The 25,569-nt window shown below is 68.5% G+C and carries 20 protein-coding genes and 1 tRNA gene; 13 read left to right on the top strand and 8 right to left on the bottom strand.

The features are described from left to right. The first annotated feature begins 38 nt into the window (after positions 1-38). The 5 genes from IQ458_RS06145 (at position 39) to IQ458_RS06125 (ending at position 9,696) form a co-directional block, all read left to right on the top strand. Positions 39-1,823 (top strand): autotransporter assembly complex protein TamA, encoded by a 1,785-nt coding sequence (locus IQ458_RS06145; protein WP_183640174.1) that lies wholly within the window; start codon positions 39-41, stop codon positions 1,821-1,823. 77 nt (positions 1,824-1,900) lie between these two features. Further along, positions 1,901-5,623, top strand: a complete 3,723-nt coding sequence (locus tag IQ458_RS06140) for a translocation/assembly module TamB domain-containing protein (protein ID WP_203322305.1) — start codon at positions 1,901-1,903, stop codon at positions 5,621-5,623. A gap of 36 nt (positions 5,624-5,659) precedes the next feature. Beyond that, positions 5,660-6,364, top strand: a complete 705-nt coding sequence (locus IQ458_RS06135) for an SIMPL domain-containing protein (RefSeq protein ID WP_203322235.1) — start codon at positions 5,660-5,662, stop codon at positions 6,362-6,364. A 1-nt stretch (position 6,365) separates the two neighbouring features. After that, positions 6,366-7,451 (top strand): winged helix DNA-binding domain-containing protein, encoded by a 1,086-nt coding sequence (locus IQ458_RS06130; protein WP_203322234.1) that lies wholly within the window; start codon positions 6,366-6,368, stop codon positions 7,449-7,451. An 82-nt stretch (positions 7,452-7,533) separates the two neighbouring features. Further along, positions 7,534-9,696 (top strand): S46 family peptidase, encoded by a 2,163-nt coding sequence (locus tag IQ458_RS06125; protein WP_192198171.1) that lies wholly within the window; start codon positions 7,534-7,536, stop codon positions 9,694-9,696. Positions 9,697-9,733: 37 nt separating this feature from the next. Here IQ458_RS06125 and IQ458_RS06120 read toward each other — a convergent pair whose 3' ends face one another. The 3 genes from IQ458_RS06120 to IQ458_RS06110 all read right to left on the bottom strand — a co-directional run bounded on the left by IQ458_RS06120 (position 9,734) and on the right by IQ458_RS06110 (position 13,488). Continuing rightward, the gene (locus tag IQ458_RS06120; RefSeq protein ID WP_203322233.1) at positions 9,734-10,564 is read right to left on the bottom strand and encodes a nucleotidyltransferase domain-containing protein; all 831 of its coding nucleotides are present in this window, start codon (positions 10,562-10,564) and stop codon (positions 9,734-9,736) included. A gap of 43 nt (positions 10,565-10,607) precedes the next feature. Beyond that, positions 10,608-12,497: a tRNA uridine-5-carboxymethylaminomethyl(34) synthesis enzyme MnmG gene (gene mnmG / locus IQ458_RS06115; protein ID WP_203322232.1), complete on the bottom strand. Its 1,890-nt coding sequence runs from the start codon at positions 12,495-12,497 to the stop codon at positions 10,608-10,610. Between the two features lie 415 nt (positions 12,498-12,912). After that, positions 12,913-13,488 (bottom strand): hypothetical protein, encoded by a 576-nt coding sequence (locus IQ458_RS06110; RefSeq protein ID WP_181444180.1) that lies wholly within the window; start codon positions 13,486-13,488, stop codon positions 12,913-12,915. 149 nt (positions 13,489-13,637) lie between these two features. On the opposite strand from IQ458_RS06110, the gene IQ458_RS06105 reads away from it, so the two are divergent. The 3 genes from IQ458_RS06105 to IQ458_RS06095 are packed head-to-tail and all read left to right on the top strand — an operon-like array spanning position 13,638 to position 15,701. Further along, positions 13,638-14,597, top strand: a complete 960-nt coding sequence (locus IQ458_RS06105) for a threonine ammonia-lyase (RefSeq protein ID WP_183640158.1) — start codon at positions 13,638-13,640, stop codon at positions 14,595-14,597. A 2-nt stretch (positions 14,598-14,599) separates the two neighbouring features. Beyond that, positions 14,600-15,214: a YdcF family protein gene (locus tag IQ458_RS06100; RefSeq protein ID WP_425504643.1), complete on the top strand. Its 615-nt coding sequence runs from the start codon at positions 14,600-14,602 to the stop codon at positions 15,212-15,214. Between the two features lie 58 nt (positions 15,215-15,272). Next, on the top strand, positions 15,273-15,701 hold the full coding sequence (locus tag IQ458_RS06095) for a ketosteroid isomerase-related protein (RefSeq protein ID WP_203322231.1): 429 nt from the start codon (positions 15,273-15,275) through the stop codon (positions 15,699-15,701). 547 nt (positions 15,702-16,248) lie between these two features. Here IQ458_RS06095 and bioC read toward each other — a convergent pair. The 4 genes from bioC to bioB form a co-directional block, all read right to left on the bottom strand. Further along, a complete protein-coding gene (gene bioC / locus IQ458_RS06090) occupies positions 16,249-17,133 on the bottom strand; it encodes a malonyl-ACP O-methyltransferase BioC (RefSeq protein ID WP_203322230.1) in 885 nt (294 codons plus the stop codon). A gap of 40 nt (positions 17,134-17,173) precedes the next feature. Further along, complete coding sequence (gene bioH, locus IQ458_RS06085) at positions 17,174-17,959, bottom strand: pimeloyl-ACP methyl ester esterase BioH (RefSeq protein ID WP_203322229.1); 786 nt, start codon at positions 17,957-17,959, stop codon at positions 17,174-17,176. A gap of 100 nt (positions 17,960-18,059) precedes the next feature. After that, positions 18,060-19,259, bottom strand: coding sequence for an 8-amino-7-oxononanoate synthase (gene bioF, locus IQ458_RS06080; protein WP_203322228.1), 1,200 nt, complete (start codon positions 19,257-19,259; stop codon positions 18,060-18,062). A 134-nt stretch (positions 19,260-19,393) separates the two neighbouring features. Next, positions 19,394-20,464 (bottom strand): biotin synthase BioB, encoded by a 1,071-nt coding sequence (gene bioB / locus IQ458_RS06075; RefSeq protein ID WP_203322227.1) that lies wholly within the window; start codon positions 20,462-20,464, stop codon positions 19,394-19,396. Positions 20,465-20,533: 69 nt separating this feature from the next. Here bioB and IQ458_RS06070 point away from each other — a divergent pair, with 69 nt between their 5' ends. The 3 genes from IQ458_RS06070 (at position 20,534) to IQ458_RS06060 (ending at position 22,425) form a co-directional block, all read left to right on the top strand. Further along, positions 20,534-21,229: a ComF family protein gene (locus IQ458_RS06070; RefSeq protein WP_203322304.1), complete on the top strand. Its 696-nt coding sequence runs from the start codon at positions 20,534-20,536 to the stop codon at positions 21,227-21,229. 73 nt (positions 21,230-21,302) lie between these two features. Then, positions 21,303-21,767, top strand: coding sequence for a nuclear transport factor 2 family protein (locus IQ458_RS06065; protein WP_192198174.1), 465 nt, complete (start codon positions 21,303-21,305; stop codon positions 21,765-21,767). A gap of 106 nt (positions 21,768-21,873) precedes the next feature. Continuing rightward, positions 21,874-22,425 carry an HdeD family acid-resistance protein gene (locus IQ458_RS06060; protein WP_203322226.1) on the top strand — a complete coding sequence of 184 codons (552 nt, stop codon included), beginning with the start codon at positions 21,874-21,876 and terminating at the stop codon, positions 22,423-22,425. A 49-nt stretch (positions 22,426-22,474) separates the two neighbouring features. Here IQ458_RS06060 and ubiA read toward each other — a convergent pair whose 3' ends face one another. Beyond that, positions 22,475-23,377 carry a 4-hydroxybenzoate octaprenyltransferase gene (gene ubiA, locus IQ458_RS06055; protein WP_203322225.1) on the bottom strand — a complete coding sequence of 301 codons (903 nt, stop codon included), beginning with the start codon at positions 23,375-23,377 and terminating at the stop codon, positions 22,475-22,477. 184 nt (positions 23,378-23,561) lie between these two features. Between ubiA and IQ458_RS06050 the strand changes: the two genes are divergently transcribed. Beyond that, a tRNA-Arg gene (locus IQ458_RS06050) sits at positions 23,562-23,638 on the top strand. Positions 23,639-23,830: 192 nt separating this feature from the next. Then, on the top strand, positions 23,831-25,525 hold the full coding sequence (locus IQ458_RS06045) for a tetratricopeptide repeat protein (RefSeq protein ID WP_203322224.1): 1,695 nt from the start codon (positions 23,831-23,833) through the stop codon (positions 25,523-25,525). Positions 25,526-25,569 lie beyond the last annotated feature (44 nt).

Genomic DNA, 25,569 nt, shown 5'->3' with positions numbered 1-25,569 from the left:
TTTAACCCGAAAATCCCTTCGCCGGTTATCCTGCCCGCATGCGACGAATCGTCCCCCTCGCCACCCTGATCGCCTTGCTTGCCGCCAGTGGCTCCGCCTGGGCCGCGGCAACCATCGACAAGGTCCGCATCGAAGGGGTCGAGGACGAGGCGATGGTCGAGAACATCAACGTCGCCCTGTCGCTGAACGACACGATCGGCAAGCGCCTGGGCGAATCGCGGCTGGAGTACCTGCTGAACGAAGCCGTGGCGCAGACGCGCGAGGCGCTGGAACCCTTCGGCTACTACTCGCCCGACATCCAGGTGCAGGCTAACCGTACCGGCGATGGAGAAAACGAACGGGTCGAGGTGGTCATCCGCGTATCCAAGGGCGAGCCGGTGCGGGTCCGGCGTTCGAGCCTGAGCATCGACGGCGAAGGCGGCGACGATCGCTACCTGAAGGAGGATCTGGCCGCGTTCGCGCCGCGCACGGGCGAGATTTTCGATCACACCACCTACGAAGCCAGCAAGCTCAAGATCGTGCGGCGCCTGGCCGATCGCGGCTATTTCGACGCCGACTTCACCCAGCGCCGGGTGGAAGTCACCCGCGCCGAGCATGCGGCCGACATCGACCTGGCCTGGGTCAGCGGCATCCGCTACGACATGGGGCCCACCACCTTCCACCAGAGCAAGTTCGAACCCGGACTGCTGGACAAGCTGGTGTACTGGGAGGAAGGCAGCTATTTCCACCAGGGCAAGCTGGATCGCCTGCGCGAGTCGCTGGTGGGGCTCGACTACTTCAGCAACATCGATATCCAGGCCAATCCGGACAAGGCGGAAAACGGCCGCGTGCCGATCGACGTCAACCTCAGCCTGGCCAAGCGCACCATCTACACCGCCGGCGTGAGCTATGGTTCGGAGAGCGGCGCCGGTATCCGCATGGGCGTGGATCGGCGCTACCTCAACTCGCGCGGACACAAGCTGTCCACCCAGCTGGACTACGCGCAGAACCGCAAGACCCTGCTCACCCAGTACCGCATTCCCGCCTTCAAGTGGCTGGACGGCTGGTACACCCTCGCGGTGCAGGCCAGCGACGAGCAGACCGACTACATCGATCTGCGCCACATCGAATTCATCGGCAGCCGCAGCGGCCAGATCAACGAGGACTGGACCGCCGTCGCCTCGATCCACGCGCTGCGCGAGCGCTGGGCGTATTACGAGGACGAGGACGGCAACGATCTTGAATCGCCGGAATACCGCTACGCCACGTTCACCTATCCCTCGCTGCAGGCCGATTACCTCAACGCGCCGGTGGGTTCCAACCGCCCCGACCGTCTGGCCGGCTCGGTCCTGCTGCGCGGCGGCGTGGAAGGCGCCGGCTCCGATGCCAGCTTCCTGCAGGCGCACATCCGCGCGCGCTGGTCGCGCGAGTTCGGCCGCAACAGCGCGCTGATTTTCCGTGGCGAGTATGGCCACACTTTCACCAGCAGCCTGGTCGGGATGCCGCCCTCGCTGCGCTTCTTCGCCGGTGGCGACCGCAGCATCCGCGGCTATGCCTGGCGCGAAGTCGGCCCGCGCATCGGCAAGTACGCGCTGGGCGCCAAGAACGTGGTCACCGCCAGCGCCGAGTACGAGTACTACCCCGGCGGCGGTCCGTGGGGCGGCGCGGTGTTCGTCGATACCGGCAGCGCCTTCGACGGCGGCATGCCGGACCTGAGCACCGGCGTGGGCGTCGGCTTCCGCTGGCGTTCGCCGATCGGCCCGGTGCGGCTGGATCTGGCGCACGGCCTGAACGACCCGGATTCGCAATTCCAGATCTACCTCAACATCGGAACCGACCTGTGAGCCGGCCCGCCGACGACATCACCCCGGAAGAGCGCGAAGCCCGCATCGCCGAACTGCGGGCGCGACGCCGGGCGCGCATGCGCGTGCTCGCCATCCGCAGCGCGATCGGCACCGGCGTGCTGGTCCTGCTGCTGTGCTTCGGCCTGTACTGGTTGCTGCAGACCGTGGCCGGCCGCGATGTGCTGCTGGCGCAGGTGGTGGCGCGGCTGCCGGCCAACTCCTCGCTGACCTGGAAGAAGGTCGAAGGTCCGCTGGCCGGACCGCTGACCCTGCACGGTGTCGACTTCCGCTGGGACAAGATCCATTTCACCGCCGAGCGCGTGTACCTGGATCCGGATCTGCGTCCGCTGCTGGGCAAGCGCCTGCGGCTGGACGCGCTGGAGATCCGCAATGCGACCCTGGACGTGCCGGAAAGCGACGAGCCGTTCGAACTGCCTCGCTGGCCCGAATCGCTGCCGCAGATCCAGATGCCGCTGGCGATCCAGGCCGACACCCTGGTCATCGACGGGTTCAGGATTTCCCAGGCCGGCGAACCGGTAATCGACATCCGTCGCGGGCGTGGCGGCATCGATATCGGCAACGGCTACTTCACCGCCGAGAAGCTCGCGCTCGACACCGACCGCGGCCGCTTCAACGCGAATGGCAGCTATGCACCGGGCAAGGGCTACCGCACCGACCTGATCGCGACCGGCGTGTTCCCCGCACCGGCCGGCAAGGCCCCGGCTCGATTGGGCCTGGTCGCGCGCGGCGACATCAACAAGATGGAGATGGCGCTCGCCGGCAACGCACCCGCGCCGGTGCGGGTGCTGCTCACCCTGCAGGGCGCCGAGAATCCGACCTGGCATTTCACCGGCAAGACCGATCTGCTGGATCTGGCGTCGTTGGCCGTCACCGAGGACAGCCTGCCGCTCGCCTTCGATCTGAAAGCCGATGGCGCGGGCGGCAAGGCAACGCTGCAGGGCCGCGTGGTCCAGGATCAGACCACGCTGGTGATCGATCCCTCGCAGGTGGCCATCGCCGACGAGGTACTGACGGTGGAACCGCTGGTCGTGCGCGCGTTCGAAGGCATCACCACTCTGCGCGGGCGCGCCGACTTCAAGGATCCGGCCAATCCGCAGTTCCGGTTCGCGGTCAACGCGCGTGGCCTGCGCTGGGGCGACAGCGCCGAGACCGCCATCGGCGCCAACGCCGATCTGGGCGTGGCCGGCCAACTGGAGAACTGGGCGGCGGTCGGCAAGGCCGGCTTCACCCGCGCCGGCGAGAAGGCGCAGGTCGAATTCGATGCGGCCGGCAACGGCGAGCGCGCCACGGTGAAGACGCTGCGCGCGAAGATGCCGACCGGCCAATTGGATGCCGATGGCGAAGTGGCGTGGACGCCGGTCCTGAAGTGGGACATGAAAGCGAAGCTGGCCGGCTTCGATCCCGGCTATTTCCTGGCCGACTGGGACGGCAACCTGTCCGGTGAATTCAGCAGCCAGGGCCAGGCGCGCGAGGCCGGCGGCTTCGACGCCACCCTGGATCTGCCCAAACTGGCGGGCCGGCTGCGTGGGCGGCCGCTGGATGCGCGTGGCAAGTTCGCGCTGCACGGCGAGGACGGCGAGGGCCAGTTGGCGATGACGCTGGGCGGCAGCCGCGTGCAGGCCAAGGGCAAGGTCGGCGATCGGCTCGCGGTGGATGCTTCGCTGTCGCCGCTGCACCTGGCCGATCTGCTGCCCACCGGCAGCGGTACCCTGCAGGGCACGGTCAAGCTGACCGGCGCGCGCACGGCGCCGGACATCGAGGCCGATCTGTCCGGCAACCAGCTGCGCTGGAACGACTGGAGCGCCGATATCGTCAGCCTGCGCGGACGTCTGCCCTGGCGCAGCGGCAACGGCGAACTGGCGGTGCGCGCGAACGCGGTGAACGTCGGCATGGTGCTGGACGAGCTGCGCCTGGATGCGCGCGGCGCGGTGGAGGACCTGCGGGTGGACGCCGATGCCCGCAATCCGATGGGCGCGATCGCCCTGACGGGCAGCGCGCAGCGGCGCGGCGAAAACTGGCAGGGCGGACTGGATGCCTTGCGCATCGCTCCGTCCAAGGGCAGCGCATGGCAGTTGCAGCAGCCGGCCCGGTTCGCCCAGCGCGGCGCCAACTGGACGCTGGGCAGTACCTGCCTGGTTTCGAACGACGGTGGCGCGCTGTGCGCCGAGGCCGACTGGCCGCGCCAGGGATTGAGCCTGCATTCGGATTCGCTGCCGCTCACGCTGGTGCATCCGTGGCTGCCGCAGAACAGCGGCCGCCCGCTGGTCCTGCGCGGCAACCTGGCCCTCGACGCCAGCCTGCGGCCACGCGGCAACGCCTGGGAAGGCAAGGTCCACCTGGCTTCGCTGGAAGGCGGCATGAAGCTGGGCAACAACGCGCGCGGCGAGCTGATCAGCTACGACAACTTCACCTTCGACGCCGACTTCAACCCGCAGCGCATCCAGGCGCGGCTGGGCAGCGGCTTCAAGGGCAACGGTTACGTCGACGCGACCGTCAACACCGGCTGGGACGAGTTCTCGCCGCTGCGTGGCGATCTGTATTTCCACAACTCGCGGCTGTTCTGGCTGGAACTGTTCTCGCCGGACCTGGTACGCCCGCGCGGCAAGCTGGCCGGCCACATCGGCCTGGCCGGCACCCGTGGCCGCCCGGCGCTCACCGGCGAAGCGGATTTGACCGAGTTCACCGGCGAACTGCCCGCGCTGGGCATCACCCTCACCGACGGCACCGCCCGCCTGGTCGCGCTGGCCGACGGCAGCGCGCGCATCGACGGCAGCGTGAAGTCCGGCGAAGGCGTGCTGCGGGTCGACGGCAGCCTGGGCTGGAACAACGACACCACGCCGCTGCAATTCAACGTGCGCGGCGACAACGTGCTGGTGTCCGACACCACCGATCTGCGCGCCATCGCCTCGCCCGATATCCAGGTCGGCTTCGCCGACAACACAATCCAGGTGCGTGGCGACGTCACCGTACCGTCGGCAAGCATCGACGTCGAAAAACTCGACGATGGCGTTTCCGCATCCGAGGACGTGGTGGTGCTGGATCCGGCGGATCCGGAACGCACGCCGAGTTCGCGGCTGGATCTGGATCTGGGCATCACCCTCGGCGACAAGGTCGCGCTGAAGGGCTACGGGCTGGAAGGCACGCTGGGCGGCAACATGCGGGTGCGCTCGCGCCTGGGCCGCGAGATGGTCGCGACGGGCCGGCTGGACGTGGACGGACGCTACGAGGCCTACGGACAGAAGCTGCAGATCACCCGCGGCGAGCTGACTTGGAGCAACAATGCGGTGAGTGATCCGCGCATCAACATCCGCGCCCAGCGCGAGGTGATCAGCGCGGGTGTCACCGCCGGTATCGACGTCACCGGCCGCGCCAGCCAACCGCGTGCGAAGGTGTGGTCGGATCCGGCCAGCTCCGAATCCGAGGCACTGTCTTACCTGGTGCTGGGTCGCTCGCTCAACAGCGCCAGCAGCGACGAAAGCCAGCGCATCAACGCCGCCTCCTCGGCGCTGTCGGCGGGCGCCGGCCTGCTGGCCTCGCAGCTGGGCGCCAAGATTGGCCTGGACGACGCCGGCGTGCTGGAATCGCGCACGCTGGGCGGTTCGGTGTTCGGCGTCGGCAAGTACCTTTCGCCGCGGCTGTATGTCAGCTACGGCGTTTCGATGGTCGGCTCGGGTTCCGCGGTGACGCTGAAGTACCTGCTGCGCAAGGGCTTCGACATCGAAATCGAGTCCAGCACGATCGAGAGCCGTGGCTCGATCAACTGGCGCAAGGAAAAATAGAACGGGTTCATCCACTTCGCTGGAAAGGGAGTTTTCATGCGTCAGGTTTTTCTTGCCCTGTTGTTCATCCTCGCCGCTCCCACCTTCGCCGGTACTCCGCTTCCCGACACGCCGCACATCGTGGTGTCGGGCGCAGGCGAGGTCACCGCCAAACCCGACAATGCTCGCCTGAGTTTCCAATTCGAATCCCGTGCCGCGCAGCCGCTCCCCGCCAAGAAGGCCGTGGATCAGGGAGTCAACCGGTTGCTTGAAGCGCTTTCCCGCTTCGGCATCGCGGACGGGGACATCGAGGCGGGAAGCCTGCAGGCTTCCGAGGACGTGGACTACACCGACTCCGGAAAGCGGGTTTCCAATGGTTACGAGGCCAGCCGGACCGTCACCGTGCTGCTGACGCGGATCGATCAGCTCAATGATCTGATTGACACGGGACTCGCTGCGGGTGCCACGAATTTCCGCAACCTTCAGTTTGAGTCCTCGCGTGCGGCCGAGTTTCGCGCCGAGGCCAAGCGCAAGGCCATCCAGAATGCGCACGCGCAGGCACGCGACACTTCCGTAGCGTTCGGTGCTGCACTCGGCCCCATCTACAGCATTGACAGTGTCACCTCGCAGGTGGAGTTCGGATACCGGGGTCGAATGCTGGACGCAGTCACCGTCACCGGAAGCAGCGCATCCGGGCGCTACGTCCAGCCCACCGTGGAATACCGCGAGAACGTCCGGGCGGTCTTCGAGCTCAAGCGCTGAGATGGAACACCTTCCCTCGGTAGCCGGATGGCGGCTTCACCGGCAAGGCATCAGCACGCCGCTGGGCGACGATCCCGCCGACACGGTCCGCCACCTGCTGGCGGTACAGGCACAGGACTACTACGGGTCACTGTGGGCGGTGGGCCTGCGCACCACGGGTGCGCGCGAGGTCGATGTCGAACGGGCCATCGCCGAGCGCCGCATCGTGCGCACCTGGCCGATGCGCGGGACGCTGCACCTGGTGGCGACGGAGGATGCACGCTGGATGCTGTCGCTCATGGCGGTTCGTGCACTCGACCGCGACCGTGCGCGCCAGGAGCGCGAGTTCGGCCTGGATGCGCGCACGACGGGCCGCTGTGCCGAGGTGGTCACGCGACTGCTCGAAGGCGGCAGGCAGCTGACCCGTGGCGCGCTCTACGAAGCATTGGCCGACCGGAAAGTCGACACCGAAGGGCAACGCGGCCTGCACATCCTGGGTCGACTCGCCCATGAGGGCCTGATCTGCCAGGGGCCACGTGAGGGCAAGCAGCCGACGTTCGTGCTGCTGGACGAATGGATTCCACGCACCGCGATCCTCGACCGCGATGCGGCGCTGGCGGAACTGGCGCGGCGCTACTTCGCCGGACACGGTCCGGCCACCGTGCACGATCTGGCCTGGTGGTCGGGCCTGACCGTGCGCGATGCACAGGCGGCGGTGGATGGCGCAAAGCCGACCCTTTCGCACCATGATTACGACGGCGTCCGGCATTGGTTCACCGAATCGCCGTCGGCGCCCGCGCGAGCGGTCCCGGCGGTGCACCTGCTGCCGCCGTTCGACGAATACCTGGTCGGCTACAAGGACCGCAGCGCCGCGCTGGACGCCGCGCACAACCGGCAGGTGGTCGGCATCAACGGGCTGGTCAACCCCAGCCTGATCGTCGACGGCCGCGTCAACGCACTGTGGAAGCGCACGCTGGACCGGCAGGGCGCCACGCTCTCGCTGACGCCGTTGCGACCCCTGCGCAAGGCGGACCGGCCTGCGCTCGCGCGGGCCGCCAGACGCTACGGGGAGTTCATCGGCCAGCCGGTGGTGCTCGCCGCGGACTGAGGCGCCCATGCGGCGATCGCAATTGCCCCGCGCGGCGCGGGCCGCTATCGTCGCAGGCTGTCTTTTCCGAGGATTCCCGCCCATGAGCGCACGCACGCCCTTCACCGCCCTGGCCCTGGGCATCGCCCTGGCCCTGCCCGCGCAGGCCAACGAGGGCATGTGGATGCCCTCGCAGCTGCCGCAGCTGGCCGCGCCGCTGCGCCAGGCGGGTTTCGAGGGCGATCCGGCCGCGCTGGCCGACCTGACCCGGCCGCCGCTCAACGCGGTGGTCAAGGTCGGCGGCGCCACCGGCGCGTTCGTCTCCGCCGATGGCCTGGTGCTGACCAACCACCACGTCGCCTACGGCGTGATCCAGTACAACTCCAGGCCGGAGAAGAACCTGATCGATCAGGGCTACATCGCCGGCGATCGCGCCGCCGAGCTTCCGGCCAATCCCGACTACCGGGTGTTGGTGACCGTCGGTTTCGATCGCGTGACCGATGACGTGATGCGCGATGCCGCCGGCAAGACCGGTCGCGAGTACTACGACGCGGTGGATCGCGCCAACAAGCGCATCGTCAGCGAGTGCGAGCGCGAGGCGGGCATGCGCTGCAGCGTCGCCACCATGTACTACGGCGCCGATTTCTACCGTATCAAGCAGCTGGAACTGCGCGATATCCGCCTCGTGTACGCACCGCCACGCGCGATCGGCAACTACGGCGACGAGATCGACAACTTCATGTGGCCGCGCCATACCGGCGACTTCACCCTGCTGCGCGCCTACGTCGGCAAGGATGGCAAGCCGGCGGCGTACAGCCCGGACAACGTGCCCTACCGCGCACCCGCGCACCTGCAGGTCGCGCTCGATGGCCCGAAGGAAGGCGATTTCGCGATGCTCGCCGGCTATCCCGGCATCACCTACCGCCACCGCTTCGCCAGCGAGTTCAAGGAGCGCATCGAATGGGGCCTGCCGGCCAACGTCGAAGTGCTGGACGCGCTGATCGGCATCGTCCAGCAGCGCGGCAAGGCGGATCCGGAAGCCGGCGTGAAGTACGCCAGCCAGCTGTCCGGCCTGAAGAACAGCAGCAAGCGCTTCAGCGGTGAACTGGAAGGCCTGCGCCGCAGCAACGCCATCCAGGTCCGCGCCGACGCCGAGAAGGCGATGTATGCGTGGCTGGCGAAGTCGGGCGGCGACGCCACGTCGACGCGCGCGCGCATCGATCAGGCGCAGGCGCTGCTCGACCAGGCCAGCGCCATGCGCGAGCGCGACATGCTGGTCGGCATGATCGACGGCCGCACCCAGCTGCTGCGCAGCGCGATTACCCTGCAGCGGCTGGCGCTGGAACGCGGCAAGGCCGACGCGGATCGCGAAGGCGGCTACCAGGATCGCGACCTCGCCCTCATCGAGGGCCAGTTGAAGCAGGTCCAGCGCCGCTACGACGCCGGCATGGAGCGCGCCTTCCTGACCGAGCTGGTCGGCCGCTACCAGAAGCTGCCCGATGCGCAGCGCCTGCCGGAATTCGACGCGGCCTTCGGTCGCGACGCCGCCAGCCTGGAAGCCACCCTCGCGCGTGTCTACGGCGGCACCGCGCTGGGTGAGGAAGCAACCCGCGTCGGCCTGCTGAAAGCCGAACCGGCCGCGATCACCGGCTCGACCGATCCGTTGCTGGCGCTCGCCGCGCAGCTGCAGCCGGCGCTGCTGCGCATCGAGAACGAGCGCAAGCAGCGCGACGGCGATCTGCTGCGCCTGCGCCCGGCCTACATGCAGGCGCTGACCGGCTGGTACCGCAGCCAGGGACGTTCGGTCTACCCGGACGCCAACAGCACCCTGCGGGTCAGCTACGGCAAGGTGGAATCGCTGCATCCGCGCGACAGCGTCACCTACTCGCCGGTGACCACCGTGGCCGGCATCGTCGAGAAGAACACCGACACGGTACCGTTCGATGCGCCCAAGCCACTGCTGGCGGCGATCGCCAAGGGCGACTTCGGCAGCACCGCCGATCCCGCGCTGAAGACCCAGACGGTCAACTTCCTGACCAACCTGGACACCACCGGCGGCAACTCGGGTTCTCCCGTGCTCAACGCGCGCGGCCAGCTGATCGGCCTGAACTTCGACAGCAACTGGGAGTCGGTCAGCGCCAGCTGGATGTTCGATCCGCGCTACAAGCGCGCCGTGCACGTGGACATGCGCTACATGCGCTGGCTGATGTCCAAGGTCTACGCGGCCCCGCACCTGCTGAAGGAAATGGGGCTGCCGGCGGAGTAAGCCGGCAATGGCGGGTTCGGCCCCGGCCGGCCCGCCACTAGCGCGCGGAGAAGCCGATTGCCTGGCGGAAAAACGTGTCGAGTGGCTCTTCATCCGCCTCGCGCACGGGCAGGTGCACAGCATCCCGCCCCATTCGTTCCAGTTGCATTTCGATGAAGTCGCTGATCGCCGGAACGCGCGGCCCATCGGCAATCTCGCCGCTGGTCCGCTTCACCACCAACAACGCATCAATGGCCTCGCGTACCGGCCCATGCGGCAACAGCTGATCCAGCAAGGTCTCGAAGGCCATCGGCGGCGGTTGCTCCGACTTCTCGATCCACAGGCAGGCCAGGATCGGGCGCAGGACGTACAGATACTTCTTCGTGCGGATGCGATCGCCGCTCAAATGGCTACGGAAAGTGGTCTTCGCCATGCTGTGATAGTGATGCCACGCCGCAAGCCGTGAATAGTGGCTCTGCGCCAGTTCGCGGAGTCCTCCGACGATCTTTCCGTCCTCAAGATAGACGATCGGCGAACGCAGCCATTCGGACAGCGTGGGATTGCATTTGGACAGCAGGCGCAGTGCCTTGCGCAGATCCCAGCCGCTGACGTCCAGTTCACCGTCAATCGGAAGCTCGATCACATCCCGCTGGGGAGCCCCCGGACGCGTCCGCTCGTTCACGGTCAGGTACCACTCCGCGCGATGCACATAGATGAAACGCGCGTCGTAGTCGCTGTCCGGCGACGAAAACCCCCAGCCACGGCTGCCGGATTCGCAGGCGAACACGACCCGGACATCGTGTTCTCGTTCGATGTCCGCCAGGGCTGCGAGGATGGCGGCCCGTTTCTCCGGCGCAATGGGGTGGATGTCCGTTTCCGTTTGCGTCACGTGGTTTCCTGTTCGATATCGGCTTGCGTTCAAGCCTCGTGCTTCACGCCACCTGCGCGCGCCGCGCGCGGGTGAGATGCACCAGCAGCAGCGAGATCGCGGCGGGGGTCATGCCGGGGATGCGCTGGGCCTGGCCGACGGTCTGCGGCTGCACGCGCGCCAGTTTCTGCTGCACCTCGGCCGACAGGCCGTGCACGCCGGCGAAGTCGAAACCGGCCGGAATCGGGGTGGACTCGTTGCGCTGCTGGCGTTCGATTTCCTCACGCTGGCGGTCCAGGTATCCGGCGTACTTGACGCCGATTTCCACTTGCTCGGCGACCTTGGCGTCGTCGACCGCCGGTCCCAGCGCGGGTACCCGCATCAGCTTGGCGTAGTCCAGTTCGGGACGCTTGATCAGATCCAGCGCGTTGGTCTCGCGGCTCACCGCCACGCCCAGCACCGCTTCCAGCTCGCGCCCCAGCGCGTTGTTCGGCGTGGCCCAGAGCGCGTGCAGGCGCGCGGTCTCGCGCTCGACCGCTTCCTGCTTGGCGCTGAAGCGCGCCCAGCGCGCGTCGTCGACCAGGCCCAGTTCGCGGCCGACGCCGGTCAGCCGCTGGTCGGCGTTGTCCTCGCGCAGCTGCAGCCGGTATTCGGCGCGGCTGGTGAACATGCGGTAGGGCTCGTTGGTGCCGTGGGTGATCAGATCGTCGATCAGCACGCCGATATAGGCTTCGTCGCGGCGCGGCGACCACGCCTCCCGCTGCTGCACGAAACGGGCGGCATTGAGGCCGGCGATCAGGCCCTGCGCGGCGGCTTCCTCGTAACCGGTGGTGCCGTTGATCTGGCCGGCGAAGAACAGGCCGGCGACGGCCTTGGTCTCCAGCGAGGACTTCAGCCCGCGCGGGTCGAAGAAGTCGTATTCGATGGCATAACCGGCACGGGTGATGTGGGCCTGCTCGAAGCCGCGGATGCTGCGCACCAGATCCAGCTGCACGTCGAACGGCAGCGAGGTGGAAATACCGTTGGGGTAGATCTCCACGACGTCCAGGCCCTCCGGCTCGACGAAGATCTGGTGGCTGGCCTTCTCGGCGAAACGCACCACCTTGTCTTCGATGGACGGGCAGTAGCGCGGACCGATGCCCTCGATCTGGCCGGTGTACAGCGGCGAGCGGTGCAGCGCGTTGCGGATGATCTCGTGGGTGCGCTCGCTGGTGTGGGTGATCCAGCACGACACCTGCGCGGGATGATCGGCGACGTCGCCGATGAAGGACATCACCGGCATCGGATCGTCACCCGGCTGTTCCTCCATCACCGCGTAGTCCAGCGTGCGGCCATCGATGCGCGGCGGCGTGCCGGTCTTCAGCCGATCGACGACGAAGCGGCCTTCGCGCAGCTTGTGCGCCAGCGCGGTGGCCGGCGGGTCGCCGGCGCGGCCGGCGGCGTACTGGGTCTCGCCGACGTGGATCTTGCCGGCCAGGAAGGTGCCGGCGGTCAGCACCACCGCGGGTGCATGGAAACGCAGCCCGGTCTGGGTGACCGCACCCCGCACGCTTTCGTTCTCGATGATCAAATCGTCCACCGCCGCCTGGAACACGGTCAGGTTGGGCTGGGCCTCCACCGCGCTGCGGATGGCGCGACGGTACAGCGCGCGGTCGGCCTGGCAGCGGGTCGCCCGCACCGCCGGACCCTTGGACGCGTTGAGGGTGCGCCACTGGATGCCGGCACGGTCGGCGGCCCATGCCATCACCCCGCCCAGCGCGTCGATTTCCTTGACCAGGTGACCCTTGCCGATGCCGCCGATGGCCGGATTGCAGCTCATCGCGCCGACGGTCTCGACGTTGTGGGTCAGCAACAGCGCGCGCGCGCCGGCGCGGGCCGCGGCAAGCGCGGCCTCGGTGCCGGCGTGGCCGCCGCCGATGATGATGACGTCGTAGCGGTAGAAATCGTGGTTCATGGTTCGTGTTCAGCCTGGGAGGCCGGCGTTCGCGGTGGAGTCGCCGGGCCGGGTGGTGCCGGATTGGCACGCTTCCTGCGAAATACCCGTGGCACCCGATGTGGCAAGCGACAGGGGCGTGGGCTGGGATTGGAACAGGGGCCAGCCATGCGCACAGCGGGGATGCCGGGGGCCGGTAGTCGGGGGACTGCCGGCCCTTTTTTGTGCGCGAAGGATACCGCGTCGGCCAATGAAAAACCCGGCCGGAGCCGGGTTTGAAGGGGCGCCGACGCCCGGCAGGGACCGGAACAGGGGGGATCCAGAACTCCCCACCGGACGTCGACATGGAACCTTTATCGCCTGTGACGTCAGAAAGCGACGCAACCGGTCAACTTCGGTTCCAACGGCCCGACGGCCGGCGGCCTGCCCCCCTGGATCAGTTCTCGATGACCCGGACCCGTCCGCCGCGGGGCTGGATTCGCGGCGCCCCGGCCGGACGCTCGTTGATGCTGCGCGGCATCGACTGCGGCCGCGACGGCGCGCCTGGCGAGACCCGTGGCGGAGCCCCTGGCGAGACCCTCGGCGGCATGCCGGGACTCACCCGTCGGGGCGGCTGGCCCGGGACCGCCGGCTGCTGGCCGTGCTCGCGCCAGGCGCCCCGGGTCGGATCGCGCCAGGGCGCCGGACGGTTGCCGCCCGGACCGCTGCCCGGCGGCGGCCGGTAGCCGCCGTGGTCATGGCCCGGACGCGGACGATGCACCGGCGGCGGGTAATAGGGGTAGTACGGACCGTAGTAGCCGTAATACGGCTGACGGCCGTAGTAGGAGGGCCGGTTGTAGTAACCGCCGTAATAGCCGCCGTACACCGGATAGCCGTAGGCGTCGTAATAACGGACCACCGGGCGGCCCTGGTAATAGCCTCCGGCCGCGCTGGCGCCGACATGGTCGTACGTCGCGCAACCGCTCAGTGCGGCCGCGGCGAGCGCAGCGATGATCAGCAGTCTTGGTTTCATGTGCGGCCCCTGACTTTTCCAGCGACTGCCAGCATCGGGCCGGCGGATTGAATCCGTGCTTAACCCTGGCCATCGCGGGCCGGGGGCTTTACCTGCCGTTGCCCGTCCCCTCCATCCAGCCGGGCCGGGCGGTGCGTTAACCTGTTGCCATGCCGCACACCCTGCCCACGTTCGACGACATCCTGGCCGCCGCCGCGCGCATCGCGCCCCACGCCCACACCACGCCGGTCCTGCACTCGCGCGAACTCGACGAACTGGCCGGCTGCTCCCTGTTCTTCAAGGCCGAACCGTTGCAGCGCAGCGGCGCGTTCAAGTTCCGCGGCGCCTGCAATGCCGTGTGGTCGCTGCCCGAAGCCGACGCCCGGCGCGGTGTGGTCACCCATTCTTCCGGCAACCACGGCGGCGCCCTCGCGCTGGCCGCGCGCACCCGCGGCATCCCCTGCCACGTGGTCGTGCCCGAGGGCGCCGTGGCCGCCAAGCTGGCTTCCATCCAGCGCTATGGCGCGACCATCCATCGCTGCGCGCCCACCCAGGCCGCGCGCGAGGCGGCCTGCGCGCGGGTGCAGGCCGAAACCGGCGCACAGCTGATCCATCCGTTCACCCATCCGGCGGTGATTGCGGGGCAGGGCACCGCCATCCTGGAATTGCACAACAGCCACGGCGCGTTCGACGCGGTGATGACCCCGGTGGGCGGCGGCGGCCTGAGCACCGGCACCGCGATCGCCACCGCGCGGGTCGCACCGGATTGCCGGATCTATGCGGCCGAACCGACCGGCGCCGACGACACCGCGCGCTCGCTGGTGGCCGGTCGGCGCGTGGACGCTTTCACGCCGGACACCATCTGCGACGGCCTGCGCACCCTCGTCGGCGAACCCAATTTCGCCGCCCTGCGCCAGCACGGGGTGCAGGTGCTGGTGGCCGACGATGCGGAAACGATCTCGGCGATGCGCCTGCTCTGGCAGTGTCTCAAGCTGGTCGTCGAACCCTCCTCGGCGCTGGTGCTGGCGGCGCTGCTGAAACATCGCGGACGCTTCGCCGGGCAACGGGTCGGGCTGGTGTTGTCCGGCGGCAATGTCGATCTCGACGCCCTGCCCTGGGGGCCGGCGTGAGCATGGGCGGGGCGCGCCGCAAGCGGCGCAGGGGATTCTGGGGCTGGACGTGGCGCCTGCTGATGTTGCTGCTGCTGTGGCTGGCCGGCGTGGCCGGCTACATCAGCTGGGTGGGCCAGCGCGATCAGGCCGCCCCGGCCGACGCCATCATCGTGCTGGGCGCGGCCGCCTACGACGCCAAGCCTTCTCCGGTGTTCGAAGAGCGCATCCGCCACGGCATCGACCTGTACAAGCGGGGCATGGCCAGGACCCTGATCTTCACCGGCGGCTACGGCGGCTCCGGTGCGCGTTTTTCCGAATCGCAGGTCGGTCGCCGCTACGCCATCCGCCAGGGCGTGCCGGCCAGGGCCATCCTGATCGAATCGGTGTCCCGCAATACCCATGAGAACCTGCGCCAGGCCGCGGCGCTGATGCAGACCCATGATCTGCGCAGCGCGATCGTGGTCAGCGATCCGCTGCACATGGCGCGCGCTTTGCGCATCAGCCACGAACAGGGCATCGACGCGCTGGGATCGCCCACGCCGACCACCCGCTTCCGCAGCTTCACCACCCGCTGGCGTTTCCTGCTGGCCGAGGTGTACTTCTTCCACCGCGATCGGCTGCCGCAATCACGATGAGCGCCGTGGACGCATGCCGGGAGTATCATCCGGGTTTGCTCCGGACGAGGCCACGCCCATGAAGATCGACGGCAACCGCAGGCAGGATCGCGCCACCGAACTGGTGCTGACTTACTACGCGGCCTTCAACCGGGCCGACTGGGACGGCATGCTGGCGCTGCTTGCCGACGATGTCGTGCACGATCTCAACCAGGGCGCGCGCGAAACCGGACGCGAAGCCTTCGCGGCATTCCTGGGCCGGATGAACGCCAGCTACCGCGAGAAGTTGCGCGACATCGTGGTGCTTGCTTCGCTGGATGGCGATCGCGCGGCCGCCGAGTACGTGGTGCACGGCGAATACCTCAACACCGACGAAGGCCTGCCGCCGGCCAAGGGACAGGCCTACGTGCTGCCCGGCGGCGCGTTCTTCGATATCCGCGATGACCGGATTGCCCGGGTCACCAATTACTACAACCTGCAGGACTGGATAGCGCAGGTGAGCCGGTAGCACGGCGGTGGGTTCCGGCGAGAGCGAACAGCAAATCCCCCTCGGTCCCCCTTCGCAGAAGGGGGAGGAACGGCGGGTGCGTCGGTTCGAATGACTACAACCTGCAGGACTGGATTACGCAGGTGAGCCAGTAGCACGGCGGCGGGTTCAGGCGAGAGCGAACAGCAAATCCCCCTCGGTCCCCCTTCGCAGAAGGGGGAGGAAAGGAGGGTGCGTCGGTTCGAGTGACTACAACCTGCAGGCTGGATAGCGCAGGTGAGCCAGTAGTACGCGGCTGGTTTCAGCGAGAGCGAACAGCAAATCCCCCTCGGTCCCCCTTCTGCGAAGGGGGAGGAAAGGCGGGTACTTCGGTTCGGACGCAATCTTGGAGAGCCCCCTTGATCAGCCATTCGGCTGTTGAAAGCAAAAAGGGGATGGGCGCCCGCTCCAGCGGGCGACGGGGATTTGCGCGGGATCAGGGAAGGCTCCGCATCTCCTGCCGTGCATGACGGCAAAACCGGCATCCGCCATGCGCCTCACCCGACACAGTGGGCGCAATCCGCCGGCGCTACTCCCCGCGTCGGCGGATCGGAATCCGCGACACCGGCACGCTGGCGATTTCCTCGCCCTGCCCGCGAATCGGCGCGCCCGGCTCCGGTGCCCAGGCGTGGGCGTAGATGACTTCCCAGGTGCTGGGCAGCTTGCCGTCGGCGCCACGCAGCGGTTCGTACGCCGCGCTGGCGGCGGCGAAGCGGCGGCGGCCGGTCAGGGTGTGGCGGCGCGCACTCATCGCGTTGGTCGCGCCCATCGCGCGCAGTTCGCGCATCAACGCCGGCAGGTCCGCGTAGGTCAGGGTGAAGCGATCCCGATCCAGCACCGGATCGCGGAAGCCCGACATCATCAAGGCGTCACCGAACTGCGCGATCGGGGTGAAGCGGCTGACGTGCGGCGTGTCGTCGGCGTGGGCGAAAGCGTCGCGCAGTTCCTGCAACGTATCCGGACCGAAGGTCGAGCACAGCAGCAACCCGCCCGGCCTGAGCACGCGGCGGAACCCGGCGAACACCGCCGGCAGATCCTCCACCCATTGCAGGCACAGGTTGGAGAACAGCACGTCGACGCTGCCCTCGGCCAGCGGCAGCGCGCGCGCGTCGGCGCATACGCGCGCGAACGGTTTCCACCAGCCCGCCTGCTTCTTCGCTTCGCGCAGCATCGGCAGGGCCAGGTCCAGCGCCACCACCTGCGCCTTCGGCCAGCGCTTGTGCATCGCCGCGGCGGCATGGCCCGGCCCGCTGCCCACGTCGACCGCCAGCTTCGGCGCGCGATCGCCCAGATAGTCCAGCGATTCCAGCAGGCGTTTCTCGACTTCGTGCTGGAGCACGGCGACGGCGTCGTAGCCGGCGGCCGAGCGCGAGAAGGCGCGACGGATGTGGCGGTGATCGAACTGGGAACTCATCTTCGGATTGTAATCGGGTGCGGGGAATGACCTGGACGGGTCATGTCCTGGAGCCGGCGGACGCGTGGCCGACGGCGGAGAGGAAGTCGATCAACTCGCGGGCGACCTGGTCGGCATGGCCGAGGAAGGGCGCATGCCCGCCACCGGCGATGTTCACGTGCAGACCCCACGGCGCCAGCGCTGCGGCGTCGCGCATGCCCGCCGCCGGCACTAGCCGGTCGCGGCGGCCGGAGATCCACAGGCTGGGCATCGCCAGGCCGGCGAGCGCGTCGCGCAGATCGACCTGTTCGAGCAACCGCAGGCCCTGCTGCAACGCTTCCGGCGCGGGCTCGCCGCGCGCGTACAAGGTCTGCTTGAGCGTGCGCAGTTCCTCGCGCGCATGTTCGGAACCGATCGTGTCCAGCGCCAGGAAGCGTTCCAGCGTGCCGCGATAGTCGCGCCGCAGTTCCTCGCCGAACTGGTGGAACACCGTGGACTCGACCGCGTGCGGCCAGTCCGCGTCACGCACGAAGCGCGGGGTCGCGGCGATCAGCGCCAGCCCCAGCACCTGCGGCGACGATACCGCCGCCTGCATCGCGAACAGGCCACCCAGCGACCAGCCCAGCCAGATCGCCGGCGGCGTGCGCGCGAGGATTTCCGTCGCGCATGCCTGCAGTTCCAGCGGCGTGGCCGACTCCCGGCTGTGGCCGTGGCCCGGCAGATCGACCAGATGCAGGGTGCAGCGATCCACCAGGCGTTCGACCAGCGGCGCGAACACGCCGCCGTGCAGGGCCCAGCCATGAATCAGAACCAGCGAAGGGCCGTGGCCCACGACTTCGATATGCATGCGTTACGGAGCTGGAAGCCGCCGGCGCAACCGACGGGAAAAGACGGCGCCCATTGTCGCCGATTCGGGAACGGCGGCCGCGCAGGCGGCCACCGCGGGTTCAGGTGCCGACGTTGCGGATGCGGCGCACCGCTTCCCACGAACGCGCCAGCACATCGACCAGTTGGTCCACGTCCTGCGGCGCGTGCAACGCCGACAGGGTGACACGCAAGCGCGCCTTGCCTTCCGGCACGGTCGGCGGCCGGATCGCCGGCACCCAGAAGCCGGCGCTTTCCAGCGCCGAGGACAGTGCCAGCGCATTGGCCTCGTTGCCGCACAGCACCGGCTGGATCGGCGTGTCCGAAGCCATCAGCTCCAGCCCGCGCCCCTGCGCGGCGGTGCGGAAACGGTCCACCAAGCCTTGCAGCTTCTCCCGGCGCCAGTGATCCCGGCGCGCATGCCGCACCGCCACCCGGGCGGCGGCGGCCAGCGCCGGCGGCAGCGCCGTGGTGTAGATGTACGGTCGCGCGGTTTCCGCGAGGTGCTGGATCAACGTTTCGCTGCCCACCACCACCGCGCCGTAGCCGCCCAGCGCCTTGCCCAGCGTCACCAGTTGCAGCGGCACCTCGTCCACGCCCATCCGCGCCTCGGCGACGCTGCCGCGCCCATCCGGGCCGCGCACGCCCACGCCGTGCGCGTCGTCCACGTACAGCAGGGCCTGCTGCATCCGCGCCACCAAACTCAATGCGCGCAGCGATGCGACATCGCCATCCATGCTGAAGACGCCATCGGTAACCAGCATCGCCGCGCCTTCCGGCGCCTGCCGCAGCTGGCGCATCGCGCCTTCCGGATCCAGGTGCGGGTAGCGGCGCAGCTTGCAGCCCGCCAGGCGGGTCGCGTCGATCAGGCTGGCGTGGTTGAGCCGGTCCTGCACGCACACGTCACCATCCTCCAACAAGGCCTGCTGGACGGCGAGGTTGGCCAGGAAGCCGCTGCCGAACAGCAATCCGCGCGGATAGCCCAGCCAGTCGGCGACGTCCTGTTCCAGTGCCTCGTGGGCGAGGTGGTGCCCGGTGATCAGATGGGAAGCACCGGCGCCCGCGCCTTCGCGGCCGGCCGCGTCCTGCAGTGCGCTCTGCACCTCGAACTGCCGCGACAGGCCCAGATAGTCGTTGCCGGCGAATTCGGTCAGCCAGCGGCCATTGACCTCCACCCGCACGCCGTCGCGGCGGGTGACGGTACGGCGCACGCGCGAGCGTCCCTGCGCGGCGCGGAGCTTGCGCTGGTTCTGGACGCGTTCAAGCAGATCGGGACGGGTCATGGCGGACGGCAGCCTGGCATCGGAACGGCGAAGGGATTTCCTCAATTGCGCCGCACGGCCGGAAACACGACGCACGCCGACGACGCCGTTGCGGCGCCGTGCCTGTCTGCCAGATTCCCCCTGAGCACAACCGACTACGCCGCGTGGTCGCAGCAGGCGGCCGGCGCGGTGATGTCGGCGTGCACCGTAGCGCCGCCGGTAACATTACTTCTGTGACTGTCGTCAAAATTTTCCACCTGTACCGCCATCGGCCGCAGGCCCAGCCGGGCAAACAGGGCAAGGTCGCGCTCCGTATCGGGGTTGCCGGTGGTCAGCAGTTTCTCGCCGTAGAAGATCGAGTTGGCGCCAGCGCTGAAGCACAGCGCCTGCAACTCGTCGCTCATCGCCTCGCGACCCGCCGACAGCCGCACCATCGAACGCGGCATCACGATGCGCGCGACCGCGATCGTGCGCACGAACTCGAACGGGTCCAGTTCTGCCGTGCCGTGCAGCGGTGTACCCGCCACCTGCACCAGCCGGTTGATCGGCACCGAATCCGGATGCGCCGGCAGGTTGGCCAGCGCCTGCAGCAGGCCGGCGCGCTGGTCGCGCGATTCGCCCATGCCGACGATGCCGCCGCAGCAGGTCTTCATGCCGGCATCGCGCACGTGCGCCAGGGTGTCCAGGCGATCCTGGTATTCGCGGGTGCGGATGATGTCGCCGTAGAACTCCGGCGCGGTATCTAGGTTGTGGTTGTAGTAGTCCAGCCCGGCGTCCCTCAGCGCGCTGGCCTGCGGGCCGCTGAGCATGCCCAGGGTCGCGCAGGTCTCCAGTCCCAGCGCTTTCACCTCGCGGATCATCTCGGCGACCTTCGGGATGTCGCGATCCTTCGGCGAACGCCAGGCCGCGCCCATGCAGAACCGCGAGGCGCCGGCGGCCTTGGCCTGGCGCGCCCTGGCCAGCACCTCATCGGTTTCCATCAGCTTCTGCGCGTTCACGCCGGTGTCGTAGCGCTGCGCCTGCGGACAGTAGGCGCAATCCTCCGGGCAACCGCCGGTCTTCACCGACAGCAGGGTCGAGACCTGCACCTCGGCCGGGTCGAAATGGGCGCGATGCACCGTCGCCGCCCGGAACAACAGTTCCGGGAAGGGCAGGTCGAACAGGGCCAGCAGCTCTTCGCGCTGCCAGTCATGGCGGAGTTCGGGCGTTTCAATGTGAGCGGACATCGCAGGCTCGCGGGGATAAAGTCGGTCAGTCTGGAAATCCCGCCCCACCCTGTCAACCGCAAGGACGCGATGAAAGTTGACAACTGGCTGACCTCGCTGGGCCATGCCCTGCTTCCTCCTCGCTGCCTCGTTTGCCGCGAAAATGGCGGCAACGGCATTGATTTGTGCCCCATCTGCCTCGATTCCCTTCCCTGGAACCAAGCCGCATGCGACCGTTGCGCGCTGCCGCTGCCGACACCCGGCCGGTGCGGCCAATGCCTGCGTCGGCCACTGCCGCTGGAAGCGACCCACGCGGTATTCCTGTACGCGGCTCCGCTCGACCGGCTGCTGCCCCGGCTGAAATTCCACCGCGATCTGGCGGCGGGGCGACTGCTGGCCGGGCTGATGGCCGCGTCGCTGGCCGCACAGCCCAGGCCGGACGCGCTGGTGCCGGTGCCACTGCACCGCGATCGCCTGCGCCAACGGGGCTATGACCAGGCGCTGGAGTTGGCCCGGCCGCTGGCGCGGCGGCTGGATCTGCCGCTGCTGCCCGGGGCGCTGCGGCGGGTTCGCAATACCGCGCCGCAGTCCGAATTGGATGTCCACGGGCGTTGCCGTAACCTGCGCGGGGCCTTCCACGCGGCAGACGCCGCGAAGCTGCCGGACCACGTGGCCCTGGTCGATGACGTGATGACGACCGGACAGACCCTGCATGCCGCCGCCACCGCGCTGCGGCGAGCCGGGGTCGCGCGGGTCGATGCCTGGGTCTGCGCGCGCGTGCCGTGACCGGACTTCCGGCAGGTGCGCGGACGCACGCGGTGGCGCACATTCCGCGGGACATCCCCGGGAGTTTCCCTCCATGAAGGTTCGCCCGCTGTTGCTTGGCCTGTCGCTGTGCGTGACATCCACCGCCGCCTTCGCCGCCGATGACGACGCCACGTTGCGCGCATTGGCCCAGTCGGTGCTCGATGCCCAGATCCGTTTCGACGTTCCCGCGCTGGACAGGGTGCTGGCATCGGACTACGTCGAGGTCTCGCCGGTGGGCGATGTCGATACGCGCGACGAGGTACTGGGCTTCTATGCGCCGCAGGCCCGCGAACAGATGCTGGCCAAGGGCGTGGAGCCGGTGTCGGCGAGCCTGGGGGAACCACAGGTCCACGTCGACGGCGATCACGCGCGACTCATCGCCTTGAACACCGCGAAGCTGCGCATCCAGGGCGCCGAGCAGCAGAAGCAGTTGCGCACGGTATTCGAATTCCGCCGCGACGGCGGCCACTGGAAGCTCGCCAGCGCAACCTACGTGCCGTATCGCGCCAAGCCCTGATTCGGACCGGGCCGCCCACAGTTTCCCTGCGGGACGGAAGCCACGACTTGACGGCTTCCCGCACCGGGCGTATTCGTGGCCCGGCTTTCCCGGAAAGGAGAAGGAAATGGGCAGCAATCTGTTGGCGAATGCCGCACGTGGCTGGTGGGTGTTCCTGCTCTATGGCGTGCTGGCGCTGGTATTCGGCGTGGTCACCTTGTTGTGGCCCGGCCGCTCGGTGCTGGCATTGGTGCTGGCGTTCGGCGTGCTGTCGCTGGCCGATGGCATCGTCAGCCTGCTCAGCATTTTCCGCAAGGACATCGCATTGCCGAACTGGCTGCTGATTCTCTATGCATTGATATCCATCGGCTTCGGCGTGCTGGCCATCACCCAGCCGGCGCAGATGGCCGAAGCGATGCTGTGGCTGCTGGCCATCTGGCTGATCATCGCCGGCATCGCCCGCATCGTGTTCGCCATCCAGGTACGCAAGCTGATCAATGGCGAGTGGTTGCTGGCGCTCAGCGGCGTGCTGGCGATGCTGCTGGGCGTGCTTTTCCTGGCGCGGCCGGGCATCGGAATGATCACCATCGCGGTGTGGATCGCCGTGGGTGCGTTGATCTACGGCGTATTGCAGCTGATCGTCGCGTTCCGGCTCAAGCGCCTCCAATCCGTGGGCTGATCCCGCCCGCGCGCGCCGGAGGCGGTGACCCCACCTTCGGCGCGTCGCCCTAGCCGCTGCCTAGCGTGAAGTGCAGCGCGATGCCCGCGAACACCGCCGCGCCCACCCAATTGTTGTGCAGGAATGCGCGGAAACACGGCCCGCGCTCGCGGTGGCGCGCGATGAGGAATTCGTAGGCCACCAGCAGGACCGCCACGCCCAGCCCGGCCCAGTACCAGAGTCCCAGATCCGCCTGTCGGCCGACCAGCGCCAATGCCAGGAACACCAGCGCGTACAGCACGCCCTGGATGACCAGATCCAGATCGCCGAACAGGATCGCGGTGGATCTGGAACCCATGCGGATGTCGTCGTCGCGATCGACCATCGCGTACCAGGTGTCGTAGGCGGTCGACCACAGGATGTTGGCGCCATACAGCACCCAGCCAATCGGTGGCACTTCGCCCTGTACGGCCGCGAACGCCATCGGGATGCCCCAGCCGAACGCCATGCCCAGGTACACCTGCGGCAGATGCGTGTAGCGCTTGAGATAGGGATAGCTGGCCGCCAGGAACAGCCCGACGACGCTCATGCCGATGGTCAGCGCGTTCATCGTCAGCACCAGCGCGAATGCGGCGATCATCAGCGCCGCGAACACCATCAGCGCCTCGCGACCGCTCACCACGCCGGTCGCCAGCGGTCGCCCCTTGGTGCGCTCGACATGCGGATCCAGCCAGCGGTCGGCGTAGTCGTTGATCACGCAACCGGCCGAACGGGTGAGCCAGACGCCGGCGGTGAACACGAACAGGATCCACCACGGCGGCGTGCCGCCGGCCGCCAGCCACAGCGCCCACCAGGTCGGCCACAGCAGCAACAGCACGCCGATCGGCCGATCGCCGCGGGTCAGTTTCCAGTATTGGCCCAGACGCTCGCGCCAGCGCGGCGTCGGGGAAGCTTCAAAACGTTCGTAGCCCATCTTCGGCGCATGTCGGTGGAGGCGATGGCGCCCGCCTGCATCCTGGCCGGCGGGGCCATCGGCCGATCTTACCGCCCCGGCGACGGCGGACCGCCGTCCCCGCGTTGCACGGCCCCGGGATTTCACGCGTTCCGCCGCCGGCCATTGGGCTGCGCGCTGGGTTCGGGTAAGCTATGCCGTCTGCGCGCCCGTAGCTCAGCCGGATAGAGTAGTGGCTTCCGAAGCCATTGGTCGGGGGTTCGAATCCCTCCGGGCGCGCCATTTTCTCCCAGCCCTCGGCGGCAGGGACGCCGACCGGACGCAAACGCCCAGCCTGTGGCAATGCCTGCGGACTCTGGCAGCACCCTTGGCGCAACCCATCTTCTCTTGGTTCCCTCGACCTGCCTGGCTGTCCTGTCCGCTTTCGGCTCACTGACGCCGTTGGTGACTTGTACACCGCCTGGGGAGACCGCGATGATCCGTCGTTCCTTGCTCCTGCCACTGCTGGCGACGCTGCTGCTGGCCGGCTGCGATTCAAGCCGCGAGGCGGCCACCGAGGCCGCGCCCGCGCCCCGCGCCTCCGCAGCCCTGCCCCTGTTCGACACCTTCGGCGATCTGCATCGCGACGTGGCCATCCGCGTGCCCGCGGCGCAACGCTACTTCGACCAGGGTCTGCGCATGGCCTACGGCTTCAACCATGAGGCGGCCGGACGCGCATTCGCCGAGGCGGCGCGGCTCGATCCGCAATGCGCGATGTGCGTGTGGGGCCAGGCGCTGGTGCTGGGGCCGAACATCAACCTGCCGATGGATCCCGAGCAGGCGAAGGACGCCACGGCCCTCGCCGCGCGCGCCGCGCACCTCGCCGGTTCGGCACGCCCGGCCGATCGCGCGCTGATCCAGGCCCTGCAGGCACGTTACGCCGATCCGGCGCCGGAGGATCGCAAGCCGCTGGATCGCGCCTATGCCGACGCGATGGCGCGGGTGGTCGCGCAGTTTCCCGACGACGACGACGCGGCGACCCTGTACGCGGAAGCGCTGATGGATCTGTCGCCCTGGGCATACTGGAACACCGACGGCACACCCACGGAATTCACCCCGCGCCTGCTCGGCGAACTGGAACGGGTACTTGCGCGCAATCCGCGCCATATCGGCGCGATGCACTACTACATCCATGCCGTCGAAGCCTCGCCCGCGCCGCAGCGTGCCGAACGCTACGCCGATGCGCTGGCCGCGCTGGCGCCCGGCTCGGGCCACCTGGTGCACATGCCCGCACACATCTACATCCGCGTCGGCCGCTACCACGATGCGACCCTGACCAATTTCGCCGCGACCACCGCGGACAAGGATTTCCTGGCGGTGTGCCGCGGCAGCAACGGCGTCTACCCGTTGGGCTATGTGCCGCACAACTGGCATTTCGCCACCATGACCACGGGCCTGACCGGATCCCGCACCTTGGCGCTGCAGGCGGCGGAACAGACCGCCAGTCGCGCGGATCGCGCCGCGATGGGACAGGCGCCAATGGAGTTCATGCAGCAGTTCGTGGCCACGCCCCTGCTCACGCGGGTCCGTTTTGGTGACTGGGATGCGATCCTGGCCGACGCCAGCACATCGCCGGAGCCACCCTACCTGGCCGCCATCCGGCACTTCGCGCGCGGCATGGCGCACCTGCGCAAGGGCGCGCCGGCCGATGCCGTGCGCGAGGCCGATGCCGTGCGCGAGGCCGATGCCCTGCACGCGCTCGCCATCGATCCGGCAATGACGAAGGTGAGCTTCTTCGACATCAACCACGCCGATGGCGTGTTGCGGGTCGCTGACGCCCTGCTGCGCGGGGAGCTGCTGCGTGGACAGGGCAAGACGGCGGATGGCATCGCCGCGTTGCGCGAGGCTGTCGCCGCCGAGGACGCCCTGGCCTACAACGAACCTGCCGACTGGCCACTGCCGGCACGGCTCTATCTGGGCGCCGCACTGCTCGAAACCGGCGACGCCCAAGGTGCCGCGGAAGCCTTCGGCCAGGATCTGAAGACCTATCCCGATAATGGCTGGTCGCTGTTCGGCCTGGCACAGGCGCAGGCCAAACTCGGCCAGGCCGATGCCGCGCGCGAGACTTCGCGCCGGCAAGCCGCGGCCTGGCAGTGGGCGGATGCGCCGCTGACCGCGGCGCGCTACTGAACGCCTTCCGCGGGAGGATCAGGCTGGCGCTTGTCGGGCCATTT

Source organism: Pseudoxanthomonas beigongshangi, from assembly GCF_016820515.1.
GTDB classification, from domain to species: domain Bacteria; phylum Pseudomonadota; class Gammaproteobacteria; order Xanthomonadales; family Xanthomonadaceae; genus Pseudoxanthomonas_A; species Pseudoxanthomonas_A beigongshangi.
Note: the sequence above shows the minus strand (reverse complement) of the source record. Positions and strands in the feature narration are given on the sequence as shown.

What these genes read in the sequence shown, in the direction of transcription:
- IQ458_RS06140 (WP_203322305.1), top strand. Translation starts at nt 1,901, where the DNA reads ATGCGCGTGCTCGCCATCCGCAGCGCGATCGGCACCGGCGTGCTGGTC.
- IQ458_RS06110 (WP_181444180.1), bottom strand. Translation starts at nt 13,488, where the DNA reads ATGAAACCAAGACTGCTGATCATCGCTGCGCTCGCCGCGGCCGCACTG.
- IQ458_RS06105 (WP_183640158.1), top strand. Translation starts at nt 13,638, where the DNA reads ATGCCGCACACCCTGCCCACGTTCGACGACATCCTGGCCGCCGCCGCG.
- IQ458_RS06095 (WP_203322231.1), top strand. Translation starts at nt 15,273, where the DNA reads ATGAAGATCGACGGCAACCGCAGGCAGGATCGCGCCACCGAACTGGTG.
- bioF (WP_203322228.1), bottom strand. Translation starts at nt 19,259, where the DNA reads ATGACCCGTCCCGATCTGCTTGAACGCGTCCAGAACCAGCGCAAGCTC.
- IQ458_RS06135 (WP_203322235.1), top strand. Translation starts at nt 5,660, where the DNA reads ATGCGTCAGGTTTTTCTTGCCCTGTTGTTCATCCTCGCCGCTCCCACC.
- IQ458_RS06100 (WP_425504643.1), top strand. Translation starts at nt 14,600, where the DNA reads ATGGGCGGGGCGCGCCGCAAGCGGCGCAGGGGATTCTGGGGCTGGACG.
- mnmG (WP_203322232.1), bottom strand. Translation starts at nt 12,497, where the DNA reads ATGAACCACGATTTCTACCGCTACGACGTCATCATCATCGGCGGCGGC.
- IQ458_RS06070 (WP_203322304.1), top strand. Translation starts at nt 20,534, where the DNA reads ATGAAAGTTGACAACTGGCTGACCTCGCTGGGCCATGCCCTGCTTCCT.
- IQ458_RS06145 (WP_183640174.1), top strand. Translation starts at nt 39, where the DNA reads ATGCGACGAATCGTCCCCCTCGCCACCCTGATCGCCTTGCTTGCCGCC.
- IQ458_RS06130 (WP_203322234.1), top strand. Translation starts at nt 6,366, where the DNA reads ATGGAACACCTTCCCTCGGTAGCCGGATGGCGGCTTCACCGGCAAGGC.
- IQ458_RS06065 (WP_192198174.1), top strand. Translation starts at nt 21,303, where the DNA reads ATGAAGGTTCGCCCGCTGTTGCTTGGCCTGTCGCTGTGCGTGACATCC.
- bioH (WP_203322229.1), bottom strand. Translation starts at nt 17,959, where the DNA reads ATGCATATCGAAGTCGTGGGCCACGGCCCTTCGCTGGTTCTGATTCAT.
- ubiA (WP_203322225.1), bottom strand. Translation starts at nt 23,377, where the DNA reads ATGGGCTACGAACGTTTTGAAGCTTCCCCGACGCCGCGCTGGCGCGAG.
- bioC (WP_203322230.1), bottom strand. Translation starts at nt 17,133, where the DNA reads ATGAGTTCCCAGTTCGATCACCGCCACATCCGTCGCGCCTTCTCGCGC.
- IQ458_RS06060 (WP_203322226.1), top strand. Translation starts at nt 21,874, where the DNA reads ATGGGCAGCAATCTGTTGGCGAATGCCGCACGTGGCTGGTGGGTGTTC.
- IQ458_RS06045 (WP_203322224.1), top strand. Translation starts at nt 23,831, where the DNA reads ATGATCCGTCGTTCCTTGCTCCTGCCACTGCTGGCGACGCTGCTGCTG.
- IQ458_RS06125 (WP_192198171.1), top strand. Translation starts at nt 7,534, where the DNA reads ATGAGCGCACGCACGCCCTTCACCGCCCTGGCCCTGGGCATCGCCCTG.
- bioB (WP_203322227.1), bottom strand. Translation starts at nt 20,464, where the DNA reads ATGTCCGCTCACATTGAAACGCCCGAACTCCGCCATGACTGGCAGCGC.